The following is a 23,850-nucleotide window of genomic DNA, read 5'->3' as shown; positions in this document are numbered from 1 at the left end:
TCGCGTTGCAACGGTCGTCAGGCAATCACCGAAGGAGCCCAACATGGCACAAGGTAAAGTCAAATGGTTCGATAGCAGCAAGGGCTACGGCTATATCACCCCCGACGATGGCGGCACGGACGTCTTCGTTCACTATTCCGAGATTGTGAGCGATGGGGGCAAACCCATCGAAGCAGACACGCGCGTCGAATTTGAGGTGTCGAAGACCGTGAAGGGATTGCAGGCGATGAACGTCAAAGCGCTTAGCCCTTCGTGAGTTCGGCAGCGGCCGACCGCTGAGTTGCGCTCCCGGCCGCTTCCGATTGGCGTCGTTTACTGTGTCTTCAGCAACCGTTGCGGTGTGAGCAGCGCTTCGCTGTCCAGACGCGCGACACCCAACAGTCGCGCGGCCGTCTCTGCGGTGGCTTCTGCGTAGACCTTCACTTCGATGCCGTCATGCGACGCCGCGCACTCGCGCAGGGCTTGCGGGCAGCGTATCTCGTCAAGACGCAAACGCTGGCCGTGACTGAACCGCTTCGCCAACGTCTCGTCGAGCGACACCACCGGCAGCGTCTTGAGCAACGCATCGACCGGCGCGAGCTTCTCCACGCGTTGCGCATGATCGAGCGCGCTCAGGTCTTCGAGCGTCACCGCACCGTCGAGCGTCAGTGGGCCAACCGCCGTGCGGCGCAACGCGCGCAGATGCGCGCCACATCCCAACGCTTCGCCAATGTCTTCCGCCAGCGTGCGCACATACGTGCCCTTGCTGCACGTCACCCGGAAGGTGAATTCGTTCTCGTCCGGCAACGCGCACGCCGTCATCTCCAGCAAATGGATCGTGACGTTGCGGGCTTCACGTTCGAGGGTCTGCCCCGCACGCGCATATTCGTACAGCGGCTTGCCGTCGCGCTTGAGCGCGGAATACATCGGGGGCACCTGCGAAATGGGACCGGTAAAGCGCGGCAGTACCGCACGGATCGCCGCTTCGTCCACCGTCACCGGACGCGTTTGCAGCACTTCCCCTTCCGCGTCGCCCGTCGTCGTCGTCTCGCCGAGACGCACGCGTGCCTCGTAAGTCTTGTCGGCTTCGAGCAAGTCCTGCGAAAACTTCGTCGCTTCGCCGAAACACAACGGCAGCAATCCTGTTGCGAGCGGGTCGAGCGTACCGGTATGCCCCGCCTTCAACGCCTGAAGCAGACGTTTGGCCTTGATCAGGGCGTCGTTGGACGACAGGCCCAGTGGCTTGTCGAGCAGCAACACGCCGTCGAGCGGGAAACGAGGGAGTTTTTGGCGGGGTGCCTGCGAACGCGGGTCCGTCATGTGCGGGAGTACTTGAGAAATTCTTGTGGGATGTTGCCAGACCTCCGTCGCGGAGGCACAGGCATCGCAGGACTACCGGGCGCGCTTCGCGTTGGCCCGGTCGGTCCGGCAGGCGACATCGTCGACGGAGGACTTACTTGCCTTCGTCCTTGTTGACGCTGCCATCGTCGCTGTCGACGTCGTCACCGTCGTCGCCCTCGGCCGCTTCCGCATCTTCCTTAGCGCGGGTCGCGTTGGCCGTGTCGATCAGACGCGACATCTCGATGGCACGTTCGATCGACTGATCGAAGTGGAAATGCAACGTCGGCACCGTATGGATGTGCAACCGCTTGAACAGCAGATTGCGCAGGTAGCCAGCCGCTTCATTGAGCGCTTCGCCGGTCGCTTTCGGATCGCCGGTGAGCGTCGTGTAAAACACTTTCGCATGCGCGTAGTCGGGCGTCACTTCCACGCTTTGCAGCGTGACCAGACCAATGCGCGGGTCCTTCACTTCGCGCTGGATCAACTCCGAAAGATCACGCTGGATCTGATCGTTGATGCGAAGATTTCGACCGGGAACGCCACGTTTCTTTGCCATAACAAACTCGCTAGTAATGCAATGGCCCACGCCACCGGTTTCCCGGCTTGGTGGGCCATTCCACATCTGTTGTGCAAATCGCGTTACAGCGAGCGCGCAACTTCCGTGATTTCAAACGCTTCCAGTTGGTCGCCTTCCGTAATGTCGTTGAAGTTCTTCACCGACAGACCGCACTCGAAGCCTGACTTGACTTCCTTGACATCATCCTTGAAGCGCTTGAGCGAATCGAGCTCGCCCGTGAAGATGACCACGTTCTCGCGCAACACACGCACATGCGACGAACGCTTGACGAAGCCATCGAGCACCATACAACCCGCGACCTTCCCGATCTTCGGCACGCTGAACGTCTGGCGCACTTCGACGAGGCCCGTGATCACTTCCTTCTTCTCCGGCGCCAGCATGCCCGACATTGCCGCCTTCACCTCATCCACTGCGTCATAGATGATGTTGTAGTAGCGAATGTCGATACCGTTCGACTCGGCCAGCTTGCGGGCCAGCGCATCGGCACGCGTGTTGAAGCCGATGATGACCGCCTTCGAAGCCGTTGCCAGGTTGACGTCGCTTTCGCTGATGCCACCGACCGCAGCGTGCACGATCTGCACACGCACTTCCGGCGTCGAGAGCTTGTTGAGCGACTGAGCCAGTGCTTCCTGCGAACCCTGAACGTCTGCCTTGATGATGAGGGGCAGCGTCTTGACTTCGCCTTCGGCCATCTGCTCGAACATGTTCTCGAGCTTCGCGGCCTGTTGCTTGGCCAGCTTCACGTCGCGGAACTTGCCTTGACGGAACAGCGCGATTTCACGTGCCTTGCGTTCGTCCTGAACCACCAGCACTTCTTCACCGGCGCCCGGCACTTCCGAAAGACCCTGGATTTCCACCGGGATCGACGGACCTGCGTCCTTCGTGCTCTTGCCAGTTTCGTCCAGCATGGCGCGAACGCGACCATAAGCCTGACCTGCCAGCACCATGTCGCCACGCTTGAGCGTGCCCGACTGCACCAGAATCGTCGCGACCGGACCCTTACCCTTGTCCAGCTTCGCTTCGATCACGATGCCCTTGGCCGGGGCTTCCACCGGTGCCTTCAACTCCAGCACTTCGGCTTGCAGCAGCACGTTCTCGAGCAGATCGTCGATACCCGTACCCGTCTTGGCCGAAACCTCGACGAACGGCGAATCGCCACCGTACTCTTCCGGCACCACGCTCTCGGCCACGAGTTCCTGCTTCACGCGGTCCGGGTTCGCATCCGGCTTATCGATCTTGTTGATCGCCACCACGATCGGCACACCGGCCGACTTCGCGTGGGCAATCGCTTCCTTCGTCTGCGGCATCACACCGTCGTCCGCCGCGACCACGAGAATCACGATGTCCGTTGCCTGTGCACCGCGAGCACGCATGGCCGTAAAGGCCTCGTGACCCGGCGTGTCGAGGAACGTCACCGTACCGCGCGGCGTGTCGACGTGATACGCACCGATGTGCTGCGTAATGCCACCGGCTTCGCCCGACGCCACCTTGGCGCGACGGATGTAGTCCAGCAGCGAGGTCTTGCCGTGGTCGACGTGACCCATCACGGTCACCACCGGCGGACGCGGCAGCGCTTCAGCTTCCGTCACGTCGTTGCCGAGGTCGAGCAGCGTTTCCGGATCGTCCAGCTTGGCGGCGATTGCACGGTGGCCGAGTTCCTCCACCACGATCATCGCCGTTTCCTGATCCAGCACCTGGTTGATGGTCACCATCTGGCCCATCTTCATCATCAGCTTGATGACTTCAGCAGCCTTGACCGACATCTTGTGCGCCAGATCCGCAACGCTGATCGTTTCCGGCACGTGCACGTCGCGCACCACCGGTTCGGTCGGTGCCTGGAATGCATTGCGATCGTCCTGCGAATGACGGTCGCCACGACGGCCGCCACGACCACCGCCACGCCAGCCATCCGAACCGCCGCTCGCGTCGCCGCGGGTCTTCATACCACCACGCTTGTTGCGGTTGTCCGCATCCTTCTGCCAAGCGCCCGGCTTCTTGTCCTTCTTGTCCGCTGCGCCAGCCGTCGTCGACGCCGGTGCGGCGGCCGGCTTCTTGTCTGCCGGTTTTGCTGCGGCACCTTCCGGTTTGGCCGGCTTGTGCAGCGTGCCCTTGGCAGCGTCCGCCTTGGCCGGTGCGGCCGCAGCAGGTGCCGGCTCCGGTGCCTTCAGCACGCGGCGCGGGGCGTTCATCATTTCGCGAATGGCGCGCGCTTCGGCTTCCGCCGCAGCACGACGCTTGCGAATCGCTTCCTCTTCGGCACGGGCCTTGTCGGCAGCTGCGCTCGCCTTTTCGGCGGCAGCGCGGGCTTCCTCGCTGGCCTTGCGGGCCTGCTCGCGCTCGGCGTCGGCCTTGGCGGCGGCAGCCTTGTCGGCTTCCGCTGCCTTCTCGGCGTCGGCCTTAGCAACCTTGTCGGCTTCTTCGCGGGTCTGCTGCGCCTGCTTCTCAGCTTCGGCGTCGGCCTTGGCTTCCGCCTTGGCCTTCTGCTCTTCTGCAGCCTTCGCAGCGGCAGCCGCGCGCTCGGCTTCCTCACGCACACGGCGCTCGGCAGCTTCCTTCTCTTCGCGCTCGCGACGCTCGGCTTCTTCGCGCTCCAGTTGTTCCTGGCGACGCTTCAGCTCGGCCGCTTCCGCAGCCAGACGCTCTGCTTCGCGGCGTGCGTCTTCCTCACGCAGACGAAGCGCTTCGTCTTCTGCTGCGGCAGCCGCGTTGTCCGCGCCTTCGGCGACGTCGTCACGCTTGACGAAGGTGCGCTTCTTGCGCACTTCGACCTGAATCGTACGCGCCTTACCGGTCGCGTCGGCCTGCTTGATTTCCGAGGTCTGGCGACGCGTCAGAGTAATCTTCTTTTTGTCGCCGTCGCCAGCGCCGTGCGAACGGCGCAGGTGCTCCAGCAGACGGGCCTTGTCGGCTTCCGTCACGGAATCGTCGGCGCTGAGTTTGTCCACGCCGGCGGCTTTGAGTTGCTCCAGCAACACGCCGGCCGGCATTTTCAGTTCTTCAGCAAATTGGGCTACGTTGATGCTCGCCATTCAAACCTCTTCAAGCAAGGCCAGGCGCCTTGCGGTTAACTTCAAAGTTCACTGTTCCATATGCATGCCGGGGCAGGTCATCATTGGAACCAGTGCTCTCGCGCTTTCATGATCAGGGCCTTTGCGGCTTCCTCGTCGACGCCGGTCATCTCGGTCAGTTCGTCGACGGCCAGCTCGGCCAAATCATCGCGCGTCTGAATTTCATGCTCGGCCAGCTTGGCCAGCAACTCGGGCGTCATGCCGTCGAGGCTCTTCAGATCGAGCGCAACGCCCTCAACCTTCTCCTCGGTGGCAATCGCCTGCGTCAGCAGTGCGTCGCGTGCACGATTGCGCAGCTCATGGACCGTGTCCTCGTCGAACGCTTCGATTTCAAGCATTTCGTTCAGGGGCACGTAGGCGATCTCTTCCAGGCTCGAGAAACCTTCCTCGATCAGGATGTCCGCCACTTCCTCGTCCACATCGAGACGCTGCATGAACAACGTGCGCAGCGTGCCACGCTCTTCGTTCTGCTTCTCGGCCGATTCGTCCGGCGTCATGATGTTGATCTGCCAGCCGGTCAGTTCCGACGCGAGACGCACGTTCTGACCGCTGCGACCAATCGCCACCGCCAGTTCGTTCTCGTCGACGACGACGTCCATGCTGTGCTTCTCTTCGTCCACGACGATCGACTGCACCGCCGCCGGCGCCAGCGCGCCGATCACGAACTGCGCGGGGTCTTCCGACCACAGCACGATGTCGACGTTCTCGCCACCGAGTTCGTTACGCACAGCCTGCACACGCGTGCCGCGAATACCCACGCAGGTGCCGATCGGATCGATACGCTTGTCGTAAGCCACCACTGCGATCTTGGCGCGCATGCCCGGGTCACGAGCTGCCGACTTGATCTCCAGCAGACCCTGCTCGATTTCCGGCACTTCCATGCCGAACAGCTCGATCAGGAATTCCGGTGCCGTGCGCGAGAGTTCGATCTGCGGACCGCGTGCCGTGCGGTCCACCTTCACGATGTACGCACGAACGCGGTCACCGATACGCAGGTTTTCCTTCGGAATGAGTTGATCGCGACGCAGCAGTGCTTCCACACGACCCGACTCGACGATCAGGTTGCCCTTGTCGAGACGCTTGACCGTGCCGGTCATGATCTTCTCGCCACGCTCCAGGAAGTCGGAGAGGATCTGCTCGCGCTCGGCATCGCGAATGCGCTGCAGAATCACTTGCTTGGCCGCCTGCGCGCCGATACGGCCGAACTCGACCGATTCCACCGCTTCTTCGACGAAGTCGCCGACTTCGAGGGACGGATCGTCTTCCTTGGCTTCGAACGACAGAATCTGCTTGTCCGGCTCCTGCAGACCCGCTTCGTCCGGCACTACCAACCAGCGACGAAAGCTCTCGTGCTCGCCCGACTCACGGTCGATGTGCACGCGAATGTCGACGTCTTCGCTGTAGCGCTTCTTCGTGGCCGAAGCCAATGCTGCTTCAAGCGCGCCGAACACGACATCCTTGTCGACGTTCTTTTCGCGCGCGAGCGCATCGACCAACAGCAATACTTCGCGACTCATCGTTTGCGACTCCTAAAATCAATCTGCGGCACAAGGCGCGCACGGTCAATATCCGCGAGGGTGAATTCGAGCAGCGCCGGGCCGCCCTTGCCTTCGAACTCAAGGCTCAAGTTTTCGCCTTGCGGTGCCTGCAAAATGCCGCGGAACTGCTTGCGGCCTTCAAGCGGCACACGCAACGTGAGACTTATTTCGACGCCGGCAAAACGCTCGAAGTCACGCAGCTTGCGCAGCGGACGGTCAAGCCCCGGCGACGACACTTCAAGTCGGTCGTAATTGACGTTCTCGACCATCAGGACGTGCGAGAGCTGACGGCTTACCGTCTCGCAGTCATCGATAGAGATGCCTTCCGGCTTATCGATATACACGCGCAGCAGTCCGCCGCCCGCGCGCTCAAGATCGACCAGCTCGTAACCCAGGCCTTCGACCGTGGTCTCGATCAGTTCTGGCAATTGCAACTTTGCTCACCCTAGAAAAACTCGCGCGCATCAGCAGCGCCCGACATGTCTGCGCGCCCCGCATGGGACGCCGCACGATACCTGCCTCGACCGTCCGGGCCGGTGTGCCTGAGTCGACACACCCACTCCCCGACGTGGCGGCATCGGCCGCGCTAAACGCTCGCGGCAAAAAAAAATGGGCGAAACGCCCATTTCTTACAGCCTCATTGCGCATGAGGTGCGCATCGCAGCAGAACGCCCGACACGCAAACCAGCTTATTCATTGATTTTATATGGTTTTGGGCCGATTTGCAACGCTTGACGCCCGAAATGCCTGAGGAACAGGCCACAGTGTCACATTGTCGCAATGCAAGATCGGCACCCTTCAGCGAGACCGGTTGCCGCCGCGATTGCCACGGTTGCCCTGGCCTCCGCCGCCGCCCGTCCGGTTGCCGCCACGGCTGCGATTGCCGTTAGCGTTGCCGCCGCCGTAGCCCCCATTTCCACCGCCTCCGCCATTTCCGCCGTTGCCGCTGCTGTTACCACCGCGCGACTGACCGCCGAAACCGCCCGTGCTATTGCCACCGCCGAAGCGGCGACCTTCACCGCGCGGCGACGGCGTCTGAAAGCCGCCGCTCGGACCGACAAACGCGGTCAGCGGATTGGCGCGCGGACGACGCGACTGCCCCGGCTCGCGAGCAAAGACACCCAGCGCCGTTTGCATCGGATCCGGCTGACGGCGCGGCTCCTTCGCGGCACCGGCCTTACCGCCACGGCCACCATTTGCGCCATTACGCGCACCCTTTTCGTCCGACGCTGCGCCGGGCATCTTCATGCCGACAGCGGCGAACAGCGAACGCACCTGCGCTTCGTCCATCTCCTCATAGCGACCACGCTTGAGGCCGCGCGGCAGCGTCAGCGGGCCGTAACGCGTACGGATCAGACGGCTCACCATCAAACCGGCCGCATCGAACATACGACGCACTTCGCGATTGCGGCCTTCGGCCAGCGCCACGTGATACCAGTGATTCGAACCTTCGCCGCCGCCATCTTTCAGGCGCAGGAAGTTGGCCTCACCGTCGTCCAGCTTGATGCCGTGCAACAGTTGCTGACGCGACGCTTCGGTCAGTTGCCCCACGGTGCGCACGGCGTATTCACGCTCGATTTCGTAACGCGGGTGCATGAAACGGTTGGCCAGATCGCCCGACGTCGTCAGGATCAGCAGACCTTCCGTGTTGAAGTCCAGACGTCCGACGGCGAGCCACTTGGCCGTCTTCATCGGCGGCAGGCGGTCGAACACCGAGGTGCGGCCTTCCGGATCGGCATGGCTGACGATTTCGCCGGCAGGCTTGTGATACAGCAGCACGCGCGGCGGCTTGCTGGTGATACGACGCTTGACGAGCTTGCCGTTGATGCGAACCTGATCGGTCGGCAAAATGCGCTGCCCGATGTGCGCCGGCTCGGAATTCACCGACACGCGACCCGCAAGAATCAGTTCTTCCATTTCGCGACGCGAGCCCATACCGGCCTCGGCCAGCACCTTATGCAGCTTCGGCGCTTCGTCGTCGGGCGAGAGCACGCGACGATCGGCCGGACGGCGACCGCGCTTGGCGGCTGCGTTGTCGCCCTCGGCGTCGTCACCATCGAAACCGCCCGACGTCACGAAGGCGAACAGATCGCTGTCGCCAGCATTCCCTGCGCCACCCTTGCCACCGGCACCACTGCGAGCCCCGCCCGTCGGGCCCTTGCGGCCACGACCCTGCGTCTTGCTCGCGGCGCCCTGGCCGCCTCGATCACCCTGCGCATTTTGGGCACCCTGAGCGCCGCGCTGCTGACGGCCACCCGGCGCAGCACCGCCGGCCTGTGCCGGTTGCGCAGCCTGCTGGGCGTCGTCACGCTTGCCGCCACGCGGCTTGCGCGTGTTGGCACGGCCTCGCGTCTGCGCGGCGGACGGCGCACCTTCGGCACCGGACGCCGGGCCTTGCTGAGCCTCGGGAGAAGGTTGGCCTGACGCGGCGTCCGAGCCGGCGAACTCGCCGGTGTCGTCGCCTTCACGCTTGGCTTGCTGAGCCGCACGGCGGCGCGCGATCAGACTGCGCGGGCCACGGCGCAAACCGCGGCGCGACGCCTTTTCATCGCCGCCCTCGCCTTCCGGCGAACGTGCTTCGGCACCGGCATCGCGGGCGTGCAGGTCCTGGGATTCTTCGTTTTGTTTCAACACAACCTCATTGGAAAACGGGATCGTCGTGGGCAGGCTTAGGTCGCTGCCCTGATCCGTGTTCGCACCATGAATGCGCGGCAAAAGCCTGCCGCGACTTCGTTCTTATCGCTAACGGCCCCGAAGGCGTGCGCGGCGCAGAGCGCCGCCGCCTCAGGTACCGGTGACGAGATTCTTGTCGTCCCCGTCGTTCTCGTCGTCATCCATCGCACCGGGCGTAGGCTGCCCGGCGGCGGCTTCGTTCGCTGCCGGGTCGACAGCGTGCGGGGAAACCTCTTGCGCCAACGACGCTGCGGGATCTGCCGCCTGCGTCGCACTTTCTTGCGCGCCTTCTTCTATATCGACGTTCTGCACATCTTGCGGCGAATCGTCGCCGACAGGAACCGCAGATTCCGATACTTCGGAAAATTCCTCGTGTTGCGCATCGGCATCGTCCTGCTCACTGACGTGCGCCGTGTCCGCGAGTTCCGCCACGTCGGGCGGATTCTCTGCCGATGCATCGGCGTCGAGCGCCACAACATCGGTCGATGCCTGCACTTCGCCTTCGGCCAGCACGGCGTCGAGCAGCGCGTCTTCCGACAGCGCGTCGTCACCGACCGGTGGCGGGCGCTGGCCTTCCGGCAGCCCCTGGGCGAGCGGCAAATCGTCGGCACGCGTTTGCGCCAGACGGGCCAGTGCCTCGGCATCGGCCACCGGCGCGTCGTCCGTAGCTTCTGCTTCGCCCTCTTCGCCCTCGGCACGCTCGCCGAATTCGATGTTCTGCTGCGCCAGCAGATCGATCTGCGCCTGCGCGGCCGGGTCTTCCAACGGCGGCAACGCATCGAGCGCGCGCAGGCCGAGGTCGTCCAGGAAGTCCTTGGTCGTCGCATACAGACCGGGGCGTCCCGGCACGTCGCGATGACCGATCACTTCGATCCAGCCACGATCCTCGAGCTGCTTGATGATCTGCGTGTTGACCGTCACACCGCGAATCTCTTCGATATCGCCACGCGTGACCGGTTGACGGTAAGCAATGATCGCCAGCGTCTCCATCACAGCGCGCGAGTACTTCGGCGGCTTCTCTGGATTGAGGCGGTCAAGGTATTCACGCATGCGTGGACGGCTCTGGAAACGCCAGCCGGTGGCCAACGCCACCAATTCCACACCTCGGCCATCCCATTGCACGCGGATTTCCTCGAGTAGCGCGCGCACCGTGTCACCAGACACGGCGTCATTGAAGAGCTTACGCAGATCGCCGACCTTGAGCGGCTCCTGCGCGCAAATCAACGCGGTCTCGAGGACGAGTTTCGCCTCTTGGGTATTCATGTGCGACTAAGCAGACCGGGGGCTTGGCAACCCGGTATCAGGAATAAATGGATGCTTGGAACCAGAAAACGGTCGTCGATGGAAGACTACCGTTTCGCATAAGCGCGCGCCCTATTGTGTTCGGTCGTAGTGACGGCGGCGCGACCAGAATGCTTCGAAACGACCTGCCGGGAAAACGCCCAGGCCGATAGTGCGGCAAGACGGACGTCCGGTATGTGCGCAATTATTACTGAAACATCCACGCCCGTAAAGCGCCGTCACAAACCTTAGCGTCCCGACTGTCGAAACGACGGGTCGACGCCTCATGGTAAACTCTCGGAATAACTTCAGGGGCCTCCATGACCACCGACATCGGTCGCATTCCCGGCAACCCCATTCCGGTTGCCCAGCCTCGTTGTTCCACATGCTCGCTAGGGCAGTTCTGCCTGCCCGTCGGCATCCCTGAGCCGGAGCTGGAACGACTGGACGCACTCGTGAGCGAGCGCCGCCGCCTCAAAAAGGGCGAAGTGCTCTATCACGCCAACGATGATCTCACCGCCGTCTACGGCATTCGCTTCGGGTCGCTCAAAAGCTGCGTCACGGCCCCCGACGGCCGCGAACAGGTCGTCGGCTTCCACCTTCAGGGCGAACTGATCGGCCTCGACGCCGTGGCCGACAACCATCACCCCACCACTGCCGTGGCGCTCGAAGACAGCGAACTGTGCATCGCCCGCTTCGGCGAGCTTGAGACGCTTTCGCGCCAGGTGCCGTCGCTGCAACGCCAGTTGCATCGTCTGATGAGCCAGGAAATCCGCAACGAGCACCAGCAACTGCTCGCCCTGGGGACGATGCGCGCCGAGGAGCGCCTGGCGGTCTTCCTACTGAATCTCTCCGAGCGCCTGTCCGCCCGGGGTTACGCTGCCAACGAGTTCGTGCTGCGCATGAGCCGTGAGGAAATCGGCAGCTTCCTGGGTCTCAAACTGGAGACGGTCAGCCGCCTGTTCTCGCGTTTCGCGCAGAACGGGATGATCGAAATCCGTCAACGCCACGTCAAGATCATCGACGGCGTCGCCCTGCGCGAACTCGCCGGCGTGCATCACTGCTGATCCGGCTGCCGGGGGTGCGGAGCGCCCCCGCTCATACATCCCCACAGAACTGAGCGCCGCGACTTTCTCGCGTTGCCGATTTGTCGCCAATTCGCGACTACTCCATTACCGATAAGCTACCGGCGCGGCCCTCCCGGCGCCTTGCGCCAGATCAAAAGGAACGACGTTCGACAAGCCCCGGCAAACGCTCCATAATCGGCGCGTTCGCTGCCCCGCCTGTCGGTCGAGGGCGACCACGCATACGACACGCGCTTGTCTCCGATGGAGGACGCCGTTATGCCCGCTGCCATATTTCTCAGTCCGGAAGACGCCGAACACGCGTTCTACGAAGCGCTGCGCGCCGGCGATACGGACTTGCTGATGGATGTCTGGTCGGAAGACGAGGAAGTCGTGTGCATTCACCCTGCGGGACCACGGCACGTCGGCCCGGCGGCGGTCAGAGCAAGCTGGCAGGAGGTCCTCGCCAAAGGCGGCTTACAGGTGATAGCGAATCAACTTCAAGTGGCGCACAACCCGTTGTGCGCCGTTCGCAACGTTCTTGAGCAGATTCAGGTCGAGAGTCAGCCGGAAGCGCGCTTCGCGTTCGTGCTCGCCACGAACGTCTATTTGAAAGAAGCTGACGGTTGGCGTCTGGTACTGCATCATGCCAGCCCTGCCATCGGCCACGAGGACACCGGGTCGCAGATGCCGAGGACGCATCGGCTCCATTGAGTGGGCCTGAATCAGCCTTCGTCGGACCTTAATCCACCGCCGTCGGCCACTGCGCCTCCCAGTACGGCACCGGGCTGAAGCGCGCCTGCAGGAACTCGATCATCGCCTGTGTCTTGGGCGGCACGAACACCCGGCTCGGATAGACGGCCCAGATCGCGACCTCCTCCGCAAGCGGATACGCAGGCAACACCGGCACCAGCTCTCCGCGCTGCAAGTGGGCCGCAACGTCCCACGTCGACTTCAGCGCAATACCCAACCCCGCCAGCACAGCGTCGCGCAGCACCTCGCCGTTATCCGACACCAGTCGCCCGGACACGCGCACGCTCATCGGGCCGCCCGGCGTCACAAACCGCCAGTCGCGCTGGTCGCCGAGCGTCAGACACTCGTGCTGCGCGAGATCGCCGGGATGCTTCGGTGCGCCATGCGCCGCGAGATATGCGGGCGACGCGCACAGCGTGCGCCGGTTGGCCGCGAGCTTGCGCGCGATCAGCGTCGAATCGCGCAATGCCCCAACGCGAATCGCCATATCGACGCCCTCCTCCAACAGATCGACGACACGGTCCGTCAATCGGAAATCCAGCGAAATACCGGGATATCGAGCCAGAAACTCGGGCAATGCGGGCGAAATATGCTGACGCGCGAACGACGACGAACACGACACCCGCAACAGGCCCTGCGGCGCGGCGAATCCCTGCCCGACGCTCGCCAACGCTTGCGCCTCTGCCGCGAGCAACGTCTGCGCCTGCACGAGGAACACCTCCCCCTCCTGCGTCAACGCCACACGCCGTGTCGTACGGTGCAACAGCCGGGCGCCCAGCACGCCTTCGAGTTGCACGAGCCGTGTGCTCGCCGTCGCCGGGGACAGCCCACGCTCGCGCCCCGCCGCCGACACATTCCCCAGGGCGGCAACCCGAACGAACAACGCTACGGTATCGAGGTCCAATGCCATTTGATGGATTTCCCAAAAAATCTTTTCCGCATTATCCGAATTATCAAAGCAATCGACTAGCCGTAGTCTCTCGCTATCGCATCCGGTGCGTCGCCAAGTCACCCCATGCAGGCGCTGCACCCCACTTTCAGGAGAAAACGATGAAAGCCATTGCATTGACCCGATATCTGCCGATCGACGACCCGAAGTCGCTTGAAGACGTTGAACTGCCGACGCCGACGCCAGCCGGGCGCGATCTGCTAATCAAGGTCGAAGCCATTTCCGTGAATCCGGTCGACACCAAGGTGCGCGCACCAAAGGACAAGGTCGAAGCGAGTCCGCGCGTGCTGGGCTGGGACGCCGCAGGCACCGTGGCAGCTGTCGGCCCCGACGTCACGCTCTTCAAGGTTGGCGACCCCGTGTACTACGCAGGCAGCATCACGCGCCCCGGCGCGAACAGTGAGTTCCATCTGGTGGACGAACGGATCGCTGGCCATATGCCCGCGTCGCTCGACTTCGCGAACGCCGCTGCCCTGCCGCTCACAACGATCACCGCGTGGGAAGCCCTGTTCGACCGCCTCGGCGTGGCCCCCGATGGCAGCGACGAAGGCAAGTCGGTTCTGATCGTCGGTGGTGCAGGCGGCGTGGGTTCCATCGCCATTCAGCTCGCACGACGTCTGGCCAAGCTCACCGTCGTCGCCACGGCCTCGCGCCCGGAATCGGCCGACTGGTGCCGTCAGCTCGGCGCGCAACACGTCATCGACCACTATCAAGACATGCCGACGCAGCTCAAAGCAATCGGCCTGCCGCAAGTGGACTTCGTGCTGTGTCTGAACGACACCGATACGCACTTCCCGGCGATGGCCGAAGCGGTCGCGCCGCAAGGCAAGATCTGCTCGATTGTGGAGAACGCCGGGCCGCTGGAAATCGGTCTGCTCAAGAGCAAAAGCGCCACGTTCGTTTGGGAATTCATGTTCACGCGCGCCATGTACGAGACGCCGGACATGATTGCGCAGCACAAGCTGCTGACCGAAGTCGCCCGTCTGGTGGACGCGGGCACGCTGCGCACGACGGTCGGCCAGGTGATCGGACCGATCAACGCCACGAATCTGCGTCGCGCCCACGCGCAACTCGAAGGCGGACGCACCATCGGCAAGCTGGTGCTCGCCGGATTCTGACGCGAGCGCCGGGCGGCGCACAAACGAAAACGGCGCTTGCCCGCATAGGCAAGCGCCGTTTTGGCGTTTATGAGGGGTCCGTCGGACGCCCTCAGCGCACCGCCATCACTTGCCGGACGGCACCGTGCCCTCCGGCAGCGCCACCGCCTCGGCGGGATGGATGATCTCGCCACCAAGCGCCTCCACCCCGGCGATCAGGCGCTCGAAAGCCGCGCCGACCAGAGACGGGTCGCCCTTCACGCCGAGATCGATGTGGCGGCGCGCATACACCGCGCCGCGCTCGGCATCGCCCACGCTCGGCAGGCTGAACACCTTGATGCCATCGTACTCGGCCTCGATGGCTTCCATGAGCGGCGTGAGCGTCGATTCGGCCAGACCGAACACCAGCACCGAGCGTTCGGTGTGTTTCGTCAGGTGATGCAGATCCGCGTAATACGTGTCGAGCGCCCACGCCATCATCGGCCACGCCATTACCGGAAACCCGGGCATGAAGTGGTGTTGCTCGACGGAGAACCCCGGAATCTTGTTGTACGGATTGGGCAGCACACGCGCACCGACCGGAAATTCGCCCATCTTCAGACGATGGCGATTGTCGGCCTGCGTCATATCGGCGCGACCGTCCGGGCTCGTGTCGGCGATGCGCTCCATGATCAGCGCCTCGGCTTCCGGCGTGAGCACCAGCGGCACATTGAGCGCCGCCGCCGCGCATTGACGCGTGTGATCGTCCGGCGTGGCGCCGATGCCGCCCGTCACGAAGACGACGTCGTCGCTCGCGAACGTACGGCGCAGCGTGGCGGTAATACGCGCCGGATCGTCGCCCACATACTCCGCCCAGCCGAGCTGCATGCCGCGCTCGGCGAGCAATTCGATGAACTTGGGCAGGTGCTTGTCGTGACGGCGTCCCGAGAGAATCTCGTCGCCGATGATGATGATGCCGACCGCCATGATGCTTCCTTTTCTCTTGTCGTCAGACCGTGGGGGCCCCGGGTGCCCCGGGTGATAGTGCAGCGCTGCCCGGCGGCAGCGCAGTGTGACGATTGTGCCACTTTCAGAGCGAACCGTTCGGCGAGCCCGGCGACTCGGATGGCCCCTGTAGTCGCGGAGGCAAATCCTCGCTCTCCGGCTGTGGCGCCCCCGCCTCGGGCAGTACTGTTGCGGCGAAGGTCGGTTCCCGGTGCGCGTCTTCAGCGCGCATGCGCGACAGCGCCCGCAGGCAATAGTGGGCGAACCACAGCGCCGAGAACACGAAGATCACCACGTAGAGCCAGATCGCGAGCAGCGCAATGACCGGGAACAGCACGATCATGACGACGGACGAGACCCACAACAGCGTCGGCAGCGAGCCGAGCAACCCGGTCGCCACACCGATCACCAGCAACGGCAGACGCTTCTCGCGCACCAATCGCCGCCGCTCCTCAGCACTCGCGTGAAACGCCAGCGCGTCGTACGTCATGACGCGGTACGTGAGCCAACCCCACAGCAGCGGCGGGACGATGGCGAAGAACGGTGGCACGAGCCACAGCGGCAACGTGATGAGGGCCGCAATCAGGAAGACGAGCGTCGCGCCGAGCGATTGCCCGAGGCTGCCCCAGAACGAGCCACCCTGACGTGCCTCAAGATGAATGAAATGCCGCCGCGAGAGATGGCGCAACACGGCTGGCATCGACCATCCGGCAATGAGCAGCAGTGCGGTGACGACTATCAGCGGGACGAGCAGCGCAACGAGAATGAAAGGCGCGAGCGCCATGCGCACGCTGTCGACGCCGAAATAGCCGAAGAAGCGGTAAATCCACTGCGTGAATTCCCACTGTTCGAGCCAGACGCGAAGGAAATCGGTGAACGGTTCCCATCCGAACCAGATCACGGCGCCCCAGAGAAGACCGGAGACGATGAAGGGCATTGCGGTGAGCCACAGCATGCGGGGATGCAGCAGACTCACGAGCGCGCGGCCAAGCGCGCGAAGTATATCGTTCATGCAGGTGCGGTACGAACCGGTCCGGGGGTCTTTGCGACGCCCGGACGGTCAGGCCTTGGAAAGTAAGGCCTTGATGTTACAGCACCGGCGCGCGGTCGTAGAAATAGATCCCGTGGGGGGAGCGTCCGACCGGAATGGTGTTGATCAGCTTGCGCGACGCCAGATCGATGATGCCGACCTTGCGCGCCCAGCGGAACGTCACCCACAGTTGCTTCTTGTCGGCGGTCAGTTCCATATCGTCCGGTCCCGGCAGCAGCCCGGTGATGTTACCGACGTTGGTCAGCGAGTCCTGATCGATGATGCTGATCGTGCTGGAGACGCGGTTCGAGATCAGCACGTGCTTGCCATCGGCCAGCGAACGGAAGTTGTGCGCACCCTTACCCGTCGGAATCGTCTTGACGACCTTCTGGTTGCGCCAGTCGACTACGGCCGCGTAGTCCGCACCGGTCATGCCCACGAGCAGATACTTGTCGCTCGGCGTGAGCCACACACCGGCCGGGCTATCACCCACCTTCATCTTCCAGATCACCTTCTGGGTCGCCAGATCGATGGCGGCGACTTCGTTCGATTCCTGCAACGAAATGAAGACGAGCTTGCTGTCCTGCGTGAACACCAGGTGGCTCGGCATCTTCTTGATGGGAATGCGCTGCGCCACGCTCAGGTTCTTGCCGTCGAAGCGATAGACGTCCACCCGGTCCAGACGCAGTGCGTTCGCCACGAACCACTTCTTGTCCGGCGAAAAACCGATCTGATACGGATCTTCGATGTTCTCGATCTTGCGCTGAATCTGCCCCGTCTTCGGATCGAGGAAGACGAGATTGTTGCCGACCGAGTTGGCGACGATGAGCGACTGGTTGTCCGGCGTAGCCATCAGGTGATGCGGCTCTTTGCCGACGGGGAACGTCTGAATGACCTTCTGCGTGGCCTTGTCGATCAGGCTGACGCTCGCGTCGGCCGAATTGAGCACGACCACAACGCTGTCGGGTGTCGGCGTCGCAGCCCGCGCGGGGCTGGTCAGCGCCGCCAGACCGAAGGAAGCCGCCAGACTGGCAGCGATCAGAAGTTTGCGCATTACGGAGTCTCTCGAAAATCGCTCGGAAAAGTCCCGCTATTGTAGGCCGGGAACGCCCTCCCAGCCCGCGTCCTGCGGACTTTTTTGATCAGGCGAAACACAATTCCAACACTTCATGACACAACGCAAACTTACGCGAACAGCCGCGAAGATTGGATACAAAAATGGCGTCCGGCAAGACTGCCGGACGCCATCGAATGCCCAGGTCACACGGCCTTCAGCGCTGTAACGCTTCCCAGACCTTGTGCAGACGTTTGACCGACACCGGCATGGGCGTGCGCAACTCCTGCGCGAAGAGCGACACCCGCAGCTCTTCGAGCAGCCAGCGGAACTCGTCGAGCCGCGCGTCGTGCGAGTCACGGCGTTGCGACGTCGCCCGTTGCCAGTTCTGAAGCAGTGGCCCGAGTTCGCTCATGGCGCGGGCGTCGCGCGTCGGATCGGCCTTGAGCTTGTCGATGCGCCCCGCCATCGCCTTCAGATAACGCGGGAAGTGCGCCAACTGTGCATACGGCGTGTCGATGAGAAAACGCTTGCCGATCAGACGTTGCAATTGCGCCGTCATGTCGGCGTGCGCCTGCGCGAACGGCTTGGCCTGCGTCAGCTTCTTCTGAAGCGCGGCGTACTCGGTGAGGATCTGTCCGGCGAGCCGGGCAATTTCCTGCGCGAGCAACGTCAGACGGCCCCGCCCTTCATCCTTGCGCGCAACGAACGACGCGTTATCGCCCGGCCACGGCAGTTGCAGGCAGGCCCGCTCCAGCGACAGATCGACGATCTGGTCGCGCAGTTCTTCCTGCGTCCCCAGTCCCATGTACTGCATCGCCATCTGCTGCAAGCCGGGGATGTTCTTCTCGAGATACTTCACCTGCTCGCGCAACTGAATGGCGAAGAGACGTCGCAGCCCGGCGCGATGCTGGCGCTGCGCCTCGTCCGGATCGTCGAACACTTCGAGATCGCAATGATCCCCTCGGTCGACCAGCGCCGGGTAGCCGAACAGCGTCTGCCCGCCCCGACGAATTTCCAGCATCTCCGGCAACTCGCCAAAGCTCCAGGTCGTGAGGTTGTCGTAGCGGCCGGGTTCGACGGCGGCGGCCGGTGCAGCACCGGGCACCTGCGACTTGCCACCGCCCTTGCCTGCCTTGCCCCCTTCGGAAGCCTGCCCACCCTTCGACACGCCGCCCGCTTGCGGCTCGGCGGCCACGTTGCCCGTGGGCGTCGCGCCGCTCTTGGCTGCGATTTGCTGGAACGTGCGTTGCGCCTGCTGGCCGAGTTCGGCCCGCAGTTGCGCCAGATTGCGCCCCATGCCGAGTTGACGGCCGTGTTCGTCGATGACCTTGAAGTTCATCGACAAGTGCGCCGGGAGCACTTCGAGCTTGAAGTCGCTCGACTTGAGCATGACGCCGGTCAGCTCGCGCGCGTCGGCCATCAGCGCATCGAGCAGCGCGCCCTGACCGAACGTCGCACGGTCGAGGAAACCCGCCGCGTACTCCGGCAGCGGTACGAAATGGCGACGCAACTTCTGCGGCAGCGACTTCATCAGCAGATGCGCCTTCTCCTTGAGCATGCCGGGCACGAGCCACTCGCAGCGGCGTGCGTCGACCTGATTGAGCGCATAGAGCGGCACAGCGAGCGTCACGCCGTCGCGCGGTGAGCCGGGCTCGAAGTGGTACGTGAGCGCCATTTCGACGCCCGCGATGACCGTCTTCTTCGGGAACAGGTCGGTGGTGACGCCCGCCGCCTCGTGACGCATGAGATCGTCGCGCACGAGGTAAAGCAGCTTGGGCGAGCCTTTAGCCGTCTCCCGATACCAATGTTCGAAACTCGCGCCGTCGTACAAATCGGCGGGCACGTGAGCGTCGTAGAACGCGTAGATCAGTTCGTCGTCGACGAGCACGTCCTGACGGCGCGACTTATGTTCGAGCTGCTCGATATCCGCAATGAGCTTGCGGTTGTGGGCGAAGAACGGGAGTTTCGTCTCCCATTCGCCTTCCACCAGCGCGCTTCGCAGGAAGATTTCCCGCGCGCGACGCGGATCGCGCGGACCGAAGTTCATGCGTCGCCGCGCGTAAATCGTCAGGCCGTACAACGTGCCGCGCTCGTAAGCGGTGACCTGCGCGGGCTTCTTCTCCCAATGCGCGTCGGACAGCGATGTCTTCACCAGATGCTTGCCCACACGCTCGATCCACTCGGGCTCGATGCGGGCAATGCAACGCGCGTAGAGACGACTCGTCTCCACCAGTTCGCCTGCCATCACCCAGCGTCCAGCCTTCTTTACCAGCGACGAGCCCGGCCAGATGTGGAACTTGATGCCGTGCGCGCCGAGGAAATGCGGATCGTCGTCGGCCTTGCAGCCAATGTTGCCGAGCAGACCCGCGAGCAGCGCCAGATGCACCTGCTCATAAGTCGCTTCCGATTCGTTCAGACGCCAGCCCTGCTCGCGCACCACAGTGAGCAACTGGCTATGGACGTCGCGCCATTCGCGCAGACGCAACTGCGACAGGAAGTTTTCCCGACAGGCTTGCGCCAGCAGCCGGTTGGACTTCTTGTGCGCAATCGCCTCTTCGAACCACTTCCATATCTTGATCCACGACAGGAACTCGGACTTTTCGTCGGCGAACTTCTTGTGCGCGTTGTCGGCGGCGTCCTGTGCTTCGATGGGCCGGTCTCGCGGGTCCTGCACCGCCAGACCGCTGGCGATGATCAGCACCTCGCGCAGCGACTGCTGATCGCGCGCGGCAAGGATCATGCGCCCCACGCGCGGGTCGAGCGGCAGGCGCGCCAGTTCGCGCCCAAGCGGCGTCAACTGGTTGGTGTCGTCGACCGCGCCCAGTTCGTTCAGCAGTTGGTAGCCGTCGGCGATGGCGCGTCCCGGCGGCGGTTCGATGAACGGGAATTCCTCGACCTTGGCCAGTCGCAGCGACTGCATGCGCAGAATGACCGCCGCCAGCGACGAGCGCAGGATTTCCGGGTCGGTGAAGCGTGCGCGGGACTGGAAGTCGGTTTCGTCATAGAGACGGATGCAAATGCCGTCGGCGACACGACCGCATCGCCCTGCTCGCTGGTTGGCCGCCGCCTGCGAGATCGACTCGATCTGCAGTTGCTCGACCTTGTTTCGGTACGAGTAGCGCTTCACACGCGCCGTACCGGCATCGACCACATAGCGGATGCCGGGCACGGTCAGCGACGTTTCCGCAACGTTGGTCGCGAGCACGATGCGTCGCGCGTTGGACGGCTTGAACACACGCTCCTGATCGGTCGCAGACAGGCGCGCGAACAGCGGCAGAATCTCGGTGTGCGGCGGATGGTGCTTGCGCAGCGACTCGGCCGCTTCGCGAATCTCTCGCTCGCCGGGCAGGAAGACGAGCACGTCGCCCGAGCCTTCGCGGCAAAGCTCGTCGACCGCGTCGACGATGCCGTCCATCAGATCGCGCTCACGGTCGCGTGCGCTGGCGCGGCTGCCGTCACGGCCTTCGGCATTCGCAATGCGCACATCGTCCTGAATCGGGCGGTAACGCACCTCCACCGGGTACAGACGGCCACTCACTTCGATGACCGGTGCGGGACGCAGCGTCTCGCCCTCGCCTGTGCCGAAGTGGCGGGCGAAGCGGTCGGCGTCGATGGTCGCCGAGGTGATGATGACCTTCAGATCCGGGCGACGCGGCAGCAGTTGCTTGAGGTAGCCAAGCAGAAAGTCGATGTTCAGACTGCGTTCGTGCGCCTCGTCGATGATGAGGGTGTCGTACGCACGCAACAGCGGGTCGGTCTGCGTCTCGGCGAGCAGAATCCCGTCCGTCATCAATTTGACGGACGCGCCGTTGGAGAGCGTGTCGTTGAACCGGACCTTGAAGCCGACGATTTCGCCCAGCGGCGAGTTCAGTTCGTCAGCAATGCGACGCGCGGTGGCCGATGCGGCAATCCGTCGCGGCTGGGTGTGGCCGATGAGACCGGTGCCGCCTGCGCCCAGACCACGCCCGAGTTCGAGGCAGATCTTGGGCAACTGGGTCGTTTTCCCCGAGCCCGTTTCCCCGCTGACGATCACGACCTGATGGCCGGCAATGGCGCGCGCGATCTCCTCGCGTCGGCCGGAGACCGGCAGCGCTTCGGGGAACTGGATCTCGGGCACGCGGTTGGCGGCGGCCTGTCGGGCGGCAAGCCGCTCTGCGTCACGCGCCGCGCGCTCTGCGGGCGATAGGCGGCGCGAGGCGTCGCCCCGGCCACCCTGTTCGCCTTGTCCGCCCGGCTGGCGCGCACTGCGTCCGCCGCCCTGCGTGACGTTCGTCGCAGACGTCTGCGGCTCGCGCGGCTCGTTCGTTTTGCCCGGCTTTTTAGGGTTATGGGTTTGCGCGGTGCTCGTTGTTTGGGCACGCGTCCGCCCCGGCGCCGTCACTTTCGGCTTCGGGGGCTTAGATTGTCGATTTCGTTCATCACTTGCCATGGGCGCGCATTATATAATCTGCGCATGTTTGCGCACGTACACCCATGCTGACCGAACCCGACCCCGCCCTACAAGACGAAGAGACCGCCCATCAAGCCCAGTTCGTGGACTGGCTGCGCTCGGTCGCTCCTTACATCCATGCCTTCCGTGACAAGACCTTTGTGGTCGCCTTTGGCGGCGAACTGGTCGCAGCCGGTGGACTCGACTCCCTGATTCAGGACGTCGCGCTGCTGTGCGCCATGGGCATGCATATCGTGCTGGTGCACGGCTCGCGACCCCAGGTCGAGGAGCAGATGCGCCTGCGACATATCGAATCGCACTTCGCTCAGCAGTTGCGCATCACGGATGCCGCCGCGCTCGAAGCGGTGAAGGAAGCCGCGGGTGAACTGCGTCTGGATATCGAGGCATCGATCAGCCAGGGGCTGCCGAACACGCCGATGGGCAACGCGCGCATCAGCGTCGTGTCAGGTAACTTCGTGACTGGACGCCCGGTCGGCATCGTCGATGGCGTGGACTTCCAGCACACAGGCGTGGTCCGCAAGGTCGACGCCGAGTCGATCCGCCTGTCGCTCGCCAACGGCAAGATCGTGCTGCTCTCGCCGCTCGGCTTCTCGCCGACCGGCCAGTCGTTCAATCTGACGATGGAGGACGTGGCATCGTCCGCCGCCATCGCATTGCGCGCGGACAAGCTGATCTTCATCACCGAGACGCCTGGCGTTCTCAATGAATACAACGAGTTGCAGCGCGAACTGACGCTGGAAGACGCCCAGCGCATGCAGTCTCAGGGCACCATTGATCGCGACTCGGCCTTCTATCTGAAGTACGCGACGCGCGCGTGCCGCGCTGGCGTGGGCCGCGCCCACATCGTGCCGTTCTCGCTCGACGGCAGCATGCTGCTCGAACTCTTCTCGCACGATGGCGTGGGCACAATGATCTCGTATGAGAATCTGGAAAGCCTGCGCGAAGCGACCATCGACGACGTCGGCGGTATTCTGCAACTCATCGAGCCGCTGGAATCGGACGGCACGCTGGTCCGCCGCGGTCGCCACCAACTCGAACGCGACATCGACCACTTCTCGGTCATCGAGCACGATGGACGCCTCTTCGGTTGCGCTGCGCTCTACCCGTACCCCTCCGAGCGCATCGGCGAGATGGCCTGCCTGACGGTCGATCCGGAAGCGCAAGGCTCAGGCGACGGCGAACGCCTGCTCAAACACATCGAGCAACGCGCCCGTGCCCGCGGTCTGGAACGCCTGTTCGTGCTCACGACCCGCACGGAACACTGGTTCCTCAAGCGCGGCTTCGTCAAAGCAGGTGTCGACGATCTGCCCGCCGACCGCCGCCGCCTATACAACTGGCAGCGCCGCTCGCTGGTGCTCATCAAGAAGCTGTAATCAGGGCGGGCAGGTCCCGCGTGTTGCTCGGCTCTATCCCTTGCATCCCGCGTCCCTGCCCCCATATCCGGTTTTCGGCCGCCATCGTTGGCCCTCGGGACGTGACTTTCGCGAGCTTTCCCTCGCCCCCCTCCCGCCACCAACGCGCTGCCCCCATTCACACTACACTCGACGATCACGAAGGAGTTCCCTCATGGCCCGCATGGTTCAATGCATCAAACTCGGCACCGAAGCCGAAGGTCTCGATTTCCCCCCGATGCCCGGTGAACTCGGCAAACGCCTCTGGGAAAGCGTCTCGAAAGAAGCCTGGGCCGGATGGCTCAAGCAACAAACCATGCTGATCAACGAGAACCGCCTGAACATGGCCGATCCCCGTGCGCGTCAGTACCTCGTGAAGCAAACCGAGAAGTACTTCTTCGGCGACGGTGCCGATGTCGCTCAAGGTTACGTGCCGCCGCCTTCGGAGTGAGCTAAAACCTCCCTCCGGGCGGATCGGCACCCTATTCCGGCGCTCAGACATAAACCCAACTCGCTCCAGAACAGGGCACCGATCCGCCCCGCATACGCCCTCAGTACTTCTCCTCGGGACGTATGCCACAACGACAAAGGGCACATGCCACCGGCATGTGCCCTTTG

General features: G+C 63.6%; 18 protein-coding genes. 6 read left to right on the top strand and 12 right to left on the bottom strand.

What is annotated here, in order from left to right:
- Positions 1 to 43 precede the first annotated feature (43 nt).
- Positions 44 to 256 (top strand): cold-shock protein, encoded by a 213-nt coding sequence (locus PCO31010_RS23150; RefSeq protein ID WP_150666334.1) that lies wholly within the window; start codon positions 44 to 46, stop codon positions 254 to 256.
- A 56-nt stretch (positions 257 to 312) separates the two neighbouring features.
- Here PCO31010_RS23150 and truB read toward each other — a convergent pair whose 3' ends face one another.
- The 7 genes from truB to scpB all read right to left on the bottom strand — a co-directional run bounded on the left by truB (position 313) and on the right by scpB (position 10,439).
- Entirely contained in the window at positions 313 to 1,299 is a 987-nt protein-coding gene (truB, locus tag PCO31010_RS23145) for a tRNA pseudouridine(55) synthase TruB (RefSeq protein ID WP_150666333.1), read from the bottom strand.
- Between the two features lie 133 nt (positions 1,300 to 1,432).
- On the bottom strand, positions 1,433 to 1,876 hold the full coding sequence (gene rbfA, locus PCO31010_RS23140) for a 30S ribosome-binding factor RbfA (protein ID WP_150666332.1): 444 nt from the start codon (positions 1,874 to 1,876) through the stop codon (positions 1,433 to 1,435).
- 83 nt (positions 1,877 to 1,959) lie between these two features.
- On the bottom strand, positions 1,960 to 4,926 hold the full coding sequence (gene infB, locus PCO31010_RS23135; RefSeq protein WP_150666331.1) for a translation initiation factor IF-2: 2,967 nt from the start codon (positions 4,924 to 4,926) through the stop codon (positions 1,960 to 1,962).
- 80 nt (positions 4,927 to 5,006) lie between these two features.
- On the bottom strand, positions 5,007 to 6,482 hold the full coding sequence (gene nusA / locus PCO31010_RS23130; protein ID WP_150577792.1) for a transcription termination factor NusA: 1,476 nt from the start codon (positions 6,480 to 6,482) through the stop codon (positions 5,007 to 5,009).
- On the bottom strand, positions 6,479 to 6,937 hold the full coding sequence (rimP, locus tag PCO31010_RS23125) for a ribosome maturation factor RimP (protein ID WP_039398892.1): 459 nt from the start codon (positions 6,935 to 6,937) through the stop codon (positions 6,479 to 6,481). Before rimP ends, nusA begins: the two co-directional genes overlap by 4 nt.
- Before the next feature lie 364 nt (positions 6,938 to 7,301).
- On the bottom strand, positions 7,302 to 9,134 hold the full coding sequence (locus PCO31010_RS23120; protein WP_425495030.1) for a pseudouridine synthase: 1,833 nt from the start codon (positions 9,132 to 9,134) through the stop codon (positions 7,302 to 7,304).
- Positions 9,135 to 9,287: 153 nt separating this feature from the next.
- Positions 9,288 to 10,439, bottom strand: coding sequence for an SMC-Scp complex subunit ScpB (gene scpB / locus PCO31010_RS23115; protein WP_150666330.1), 1,152 nt, complete (start codon positions 10,437 to 10,439; stop codon positions 9,288 to 9,290).
- A gap of 338 nt (positions 10,440 to 10,777) precedes the next feature.
- Between scpB and fnr the strand changes: the two genes are divergently transcribed.
- Entirely contained in the window at positions 10,778 to 11,524 is a 747-nt protein-coding gene (fnr, locus tag PCO31010_RS23110; RefSeq protein WP_150666329.1) for a fumarate/nitrate reduction transcriptional regulator Fnr, read from the top strand.
- A gap of 288 nt (positions 11,525 to 11,812) precedes the next feature.
- Positions 11,813 to 12,235 (top strand): YybH family protein, encoded by a 423-nt coding sequence (locus PCO31010_RS23105; protein ID WP_174985106.1) that lies wholly within the window; start codon positions 11,813 to 11,815, stop codon positions 12,233 to 12,235.
- A gap of 28 nt (positions 12,236 to 12,263) precedes the next feature.
- On the opposite strand, the gene PCO31010_RS23100 is transcribed toward PCO31010_RS23105, so the two are convergent.
- On the bottom strand, positions 12,264 to 13,184 hold the full coding sequence (locus PCO31010_RS23100) for a LysR family transcriptional regulator (RefSeq protein WP_150666327.1): 921 nt from the start codon (positions 13,182 to 13,184) through the stop codon (positions 12,264 to 12,266).
- A 140-nt stretch (positions 13,185 to 13,324) separates the two neighbouring features.
- On the opposite strand from PCO31010_RS23100, the gene PCO31010_RS23095 reads away from it, so the two are divergent.
- A complete protein-coding gene (locus tag PCO31010_RS23095; RefSeq protein WP_150666326.1) occupies positions 13,325 to 14,341 on the top strand; it encodes a zinc-binding alcohol dehydrogenase family protein in 1,017 nt (338 codons plus the stop codon).
- A gap of 105 nt (positions 14,342 to 14,446) precedes the next feature.
- Here the strand turns inward: PCO31010_RS23095 and PCO31010_RS23090 are convergent, their stop codons facing one another.
- The 4 genes from PCO31010_RS23090 to hrpA form a co-directional block, all read right to left on the bottom strand.
- A complete protein-coding gene (locus PCO31010_RS23090; RefSeq protein WP_150666325.1) occupies positions 14,447 to 15,286 on the bottom strand; it encodes a competence/damage-inducible protein A in 840 nt (279 codons plus the stop codon).
- A gap of 103 nt (positions 15,287 to 15,389) precedes the next feature.
- Positions 15,390 to 16,316 (bottom strand): EI24 domain-containing protein, encoded by a 927-nt coding sequence (locus tag PCO31010_RS23085; protein WP_150666324.1) that lies wholly within the window; start codon positions 16,314 to 16,316, stop codon positions 15,390 to 15,392.
- A gap of 76 nt (positions 16,317 to 16,392) precedes the next feature.
- Positions 16,393 to 17,388 (bottom strand): YVTN family beta-propeller repeat protein, encoded by a 996-nt coding sequence (locus PCO31010_RS23080; protein ID WP_150666323.1) that lies wholly within the window; start codon positions 17,386 to 17,388, stop codon positions 16,393 to 16,395.
- 217 nt (positions 17,389 to 17,605) lie between these two features.
- Entirely contained in the window at positions 17,606 to 21,820 is a 4,215-nt protein-coding gene (hrpA, locus tag PCO31010_RS23075) for an ATP-dependent RNA helicase HrpA (RefSeq protein WP_150666322.1), read from the bottom strand.
- 44 nt (positions 21,821 to 21,864) lie between these two features.
- On the opposite strand from hrpA, the gene argA reads away from it, so the two are divergent.
- Positions 21,865 to 23,214, top strand: a complete 1,350-nt coding sequence (gene argA, locus PCO31010_RS23070; RefSeq protein ID WP_039398905.1) for an amino-acid N-acetyltransferase — start codon at positions 21,865 to 21,867, stop codon at positions 23,212 to 23,214.
- Positions 23,215 to 23,407: 193 nt separating this feature from the next.
- On the top strand, positions 23,408 to 23,683 hold the full coding sequence (locus PCO31010_RS23065) for an oxidative damage protection protein (protein ID WP_039398907.1): 276 nt from the start codon (positions 23,408 to 23,410) through the stop codon (positions 23,681 to 23,683).
- Positions 23,684 to 23,850: the final 167 nt, after the last annotated feature.

Origin of the sequence: Pandoraea commovens (genome assembly GCF_902459615.1) — a bacterium.
In the GTDB taxonomy this organism is placed as follows: Bacteria; Pseudomonadota; Gammaproteobacteria; order Burkholderiales; family Burkholderiaceae; genus Pandoraea; species Pandoraea commovens.
The sequence above is the reverse complement of the archived record's forward strand: the minus strand, read 5'-3'. Positions and strand labels throughout refer to the sequence as shown.

What these genes read in the sequence shown, in the direction of transcription:
- PCO31010_RS23150 (WP_150666334.1), top strand. Translation starts at nt 44, where the DNA reads ATGGCACAAGGTAAAGTCAAATGGTTCGATAGCAGCAAGGGCTACGGC.
- truB (WP_150666333.1), bottom strand. Translation starts at nt 1,299, where the DNA reads ATGACGGACCCGCGTTCGCAGGCACCCCGCCAAAAACTCCCTCGTTTC.
- rbfA (WP_150666332.1), bottom strand. Translation starts at nt 1,876, where the DNA reads ATGGCAAAGAAACGTGGCGTTCCCGGTCGAAATCTTCGCATCAACGAT.
- infB (WP_150666331.1), bottom strand. Translation starts at nt 4,926, where the DNA reads ATGGCGAGCATCAACGTAGCCCAATTTGCTGAAGAACTGAAAATGCCG.
- nusA (WP_150577792.1), bottom strand. Translation starts at nt 6,482, where the DNA reads ATGAGTCGCGAAGTATTGCTGTTGGTCGATGCGCTCGCGCGCGAAAAG.
- scpB (WP_150666330.1), bottom strand. Translation starts at nt 10,439, where the DNA reads ATGAATACCCAAGAGGCGAAACTCGTCCTCGAGACCGCGTTGATTTGC.
- fnr (WP_150666329.1), top strand. Translation starts at nt 10,778, where the DNA reads ATGACCACCGACATCGGTCGCATTCCCGGCAACCCCATTCCGGTTGCC.
- PCO31010_RS23100 (WP_150666327.1), bottom strand. Translation starts at nt 13,184, where the DNA reads ATGGCATTGGACCTCGATACCGTAGCGTTGTTCGTTCGGGTTGCCGCC.
- PCO31010_RS23095 (WP_150666326.1), top strand. Translation starts at nt 13,325, where the DNA reads ATGAAAGCCATTGCATTGACCCGATATCTGCCGATCGACGACCCGAAG.
- PCO31010_RS23090 (WP_150666325.1), bottom strand. Translation starts at nt 15,286, where the DNA reads ATGGCGGTCGGCATCATCATCATCGGCGACGAGATTCTCTCGGGACGC.
- PCO31010_RS23085 (WP_150666324.1), bottom strand. Translation starts at nt 16,316, where the DNA reads ATGAACGATATACTTCGCGCGCTTGGCCGCGCGCTCGTGAGTCTGCTG.
- PCO31010_RS23080 (WP_150666323.1), bottom strand. Translation starts at nt 17,388, where the DNA reads ATGCGCAAACTTCTGATCGCTGCCAGTCTGGCGGCTTCCTTCGGTCTG.
- hrpA (WP_150666322.1), bottom strand. Translation starts at nt 21,820, where the DNA reads ATGGCAAGTGATGAACGAAATCGACAATCTAAGCCCCCGAAGCCGAAA.
- argA (WP_039398905.1), top strand. Translation starts at nt 21,865, where the DNA reads ATGCTGACCGAACCCGACCCCGCCCTACAAGACGAAGAGACCGCCCAT.
- PCO31010_RS23065 (WP_039398907.1), top strand. Translation starts at nt 23,408, where the DNA reads ATGGCCCGCATGGTTCAATGCATCAAACTCGGCACCGAAGCCGAAGGT.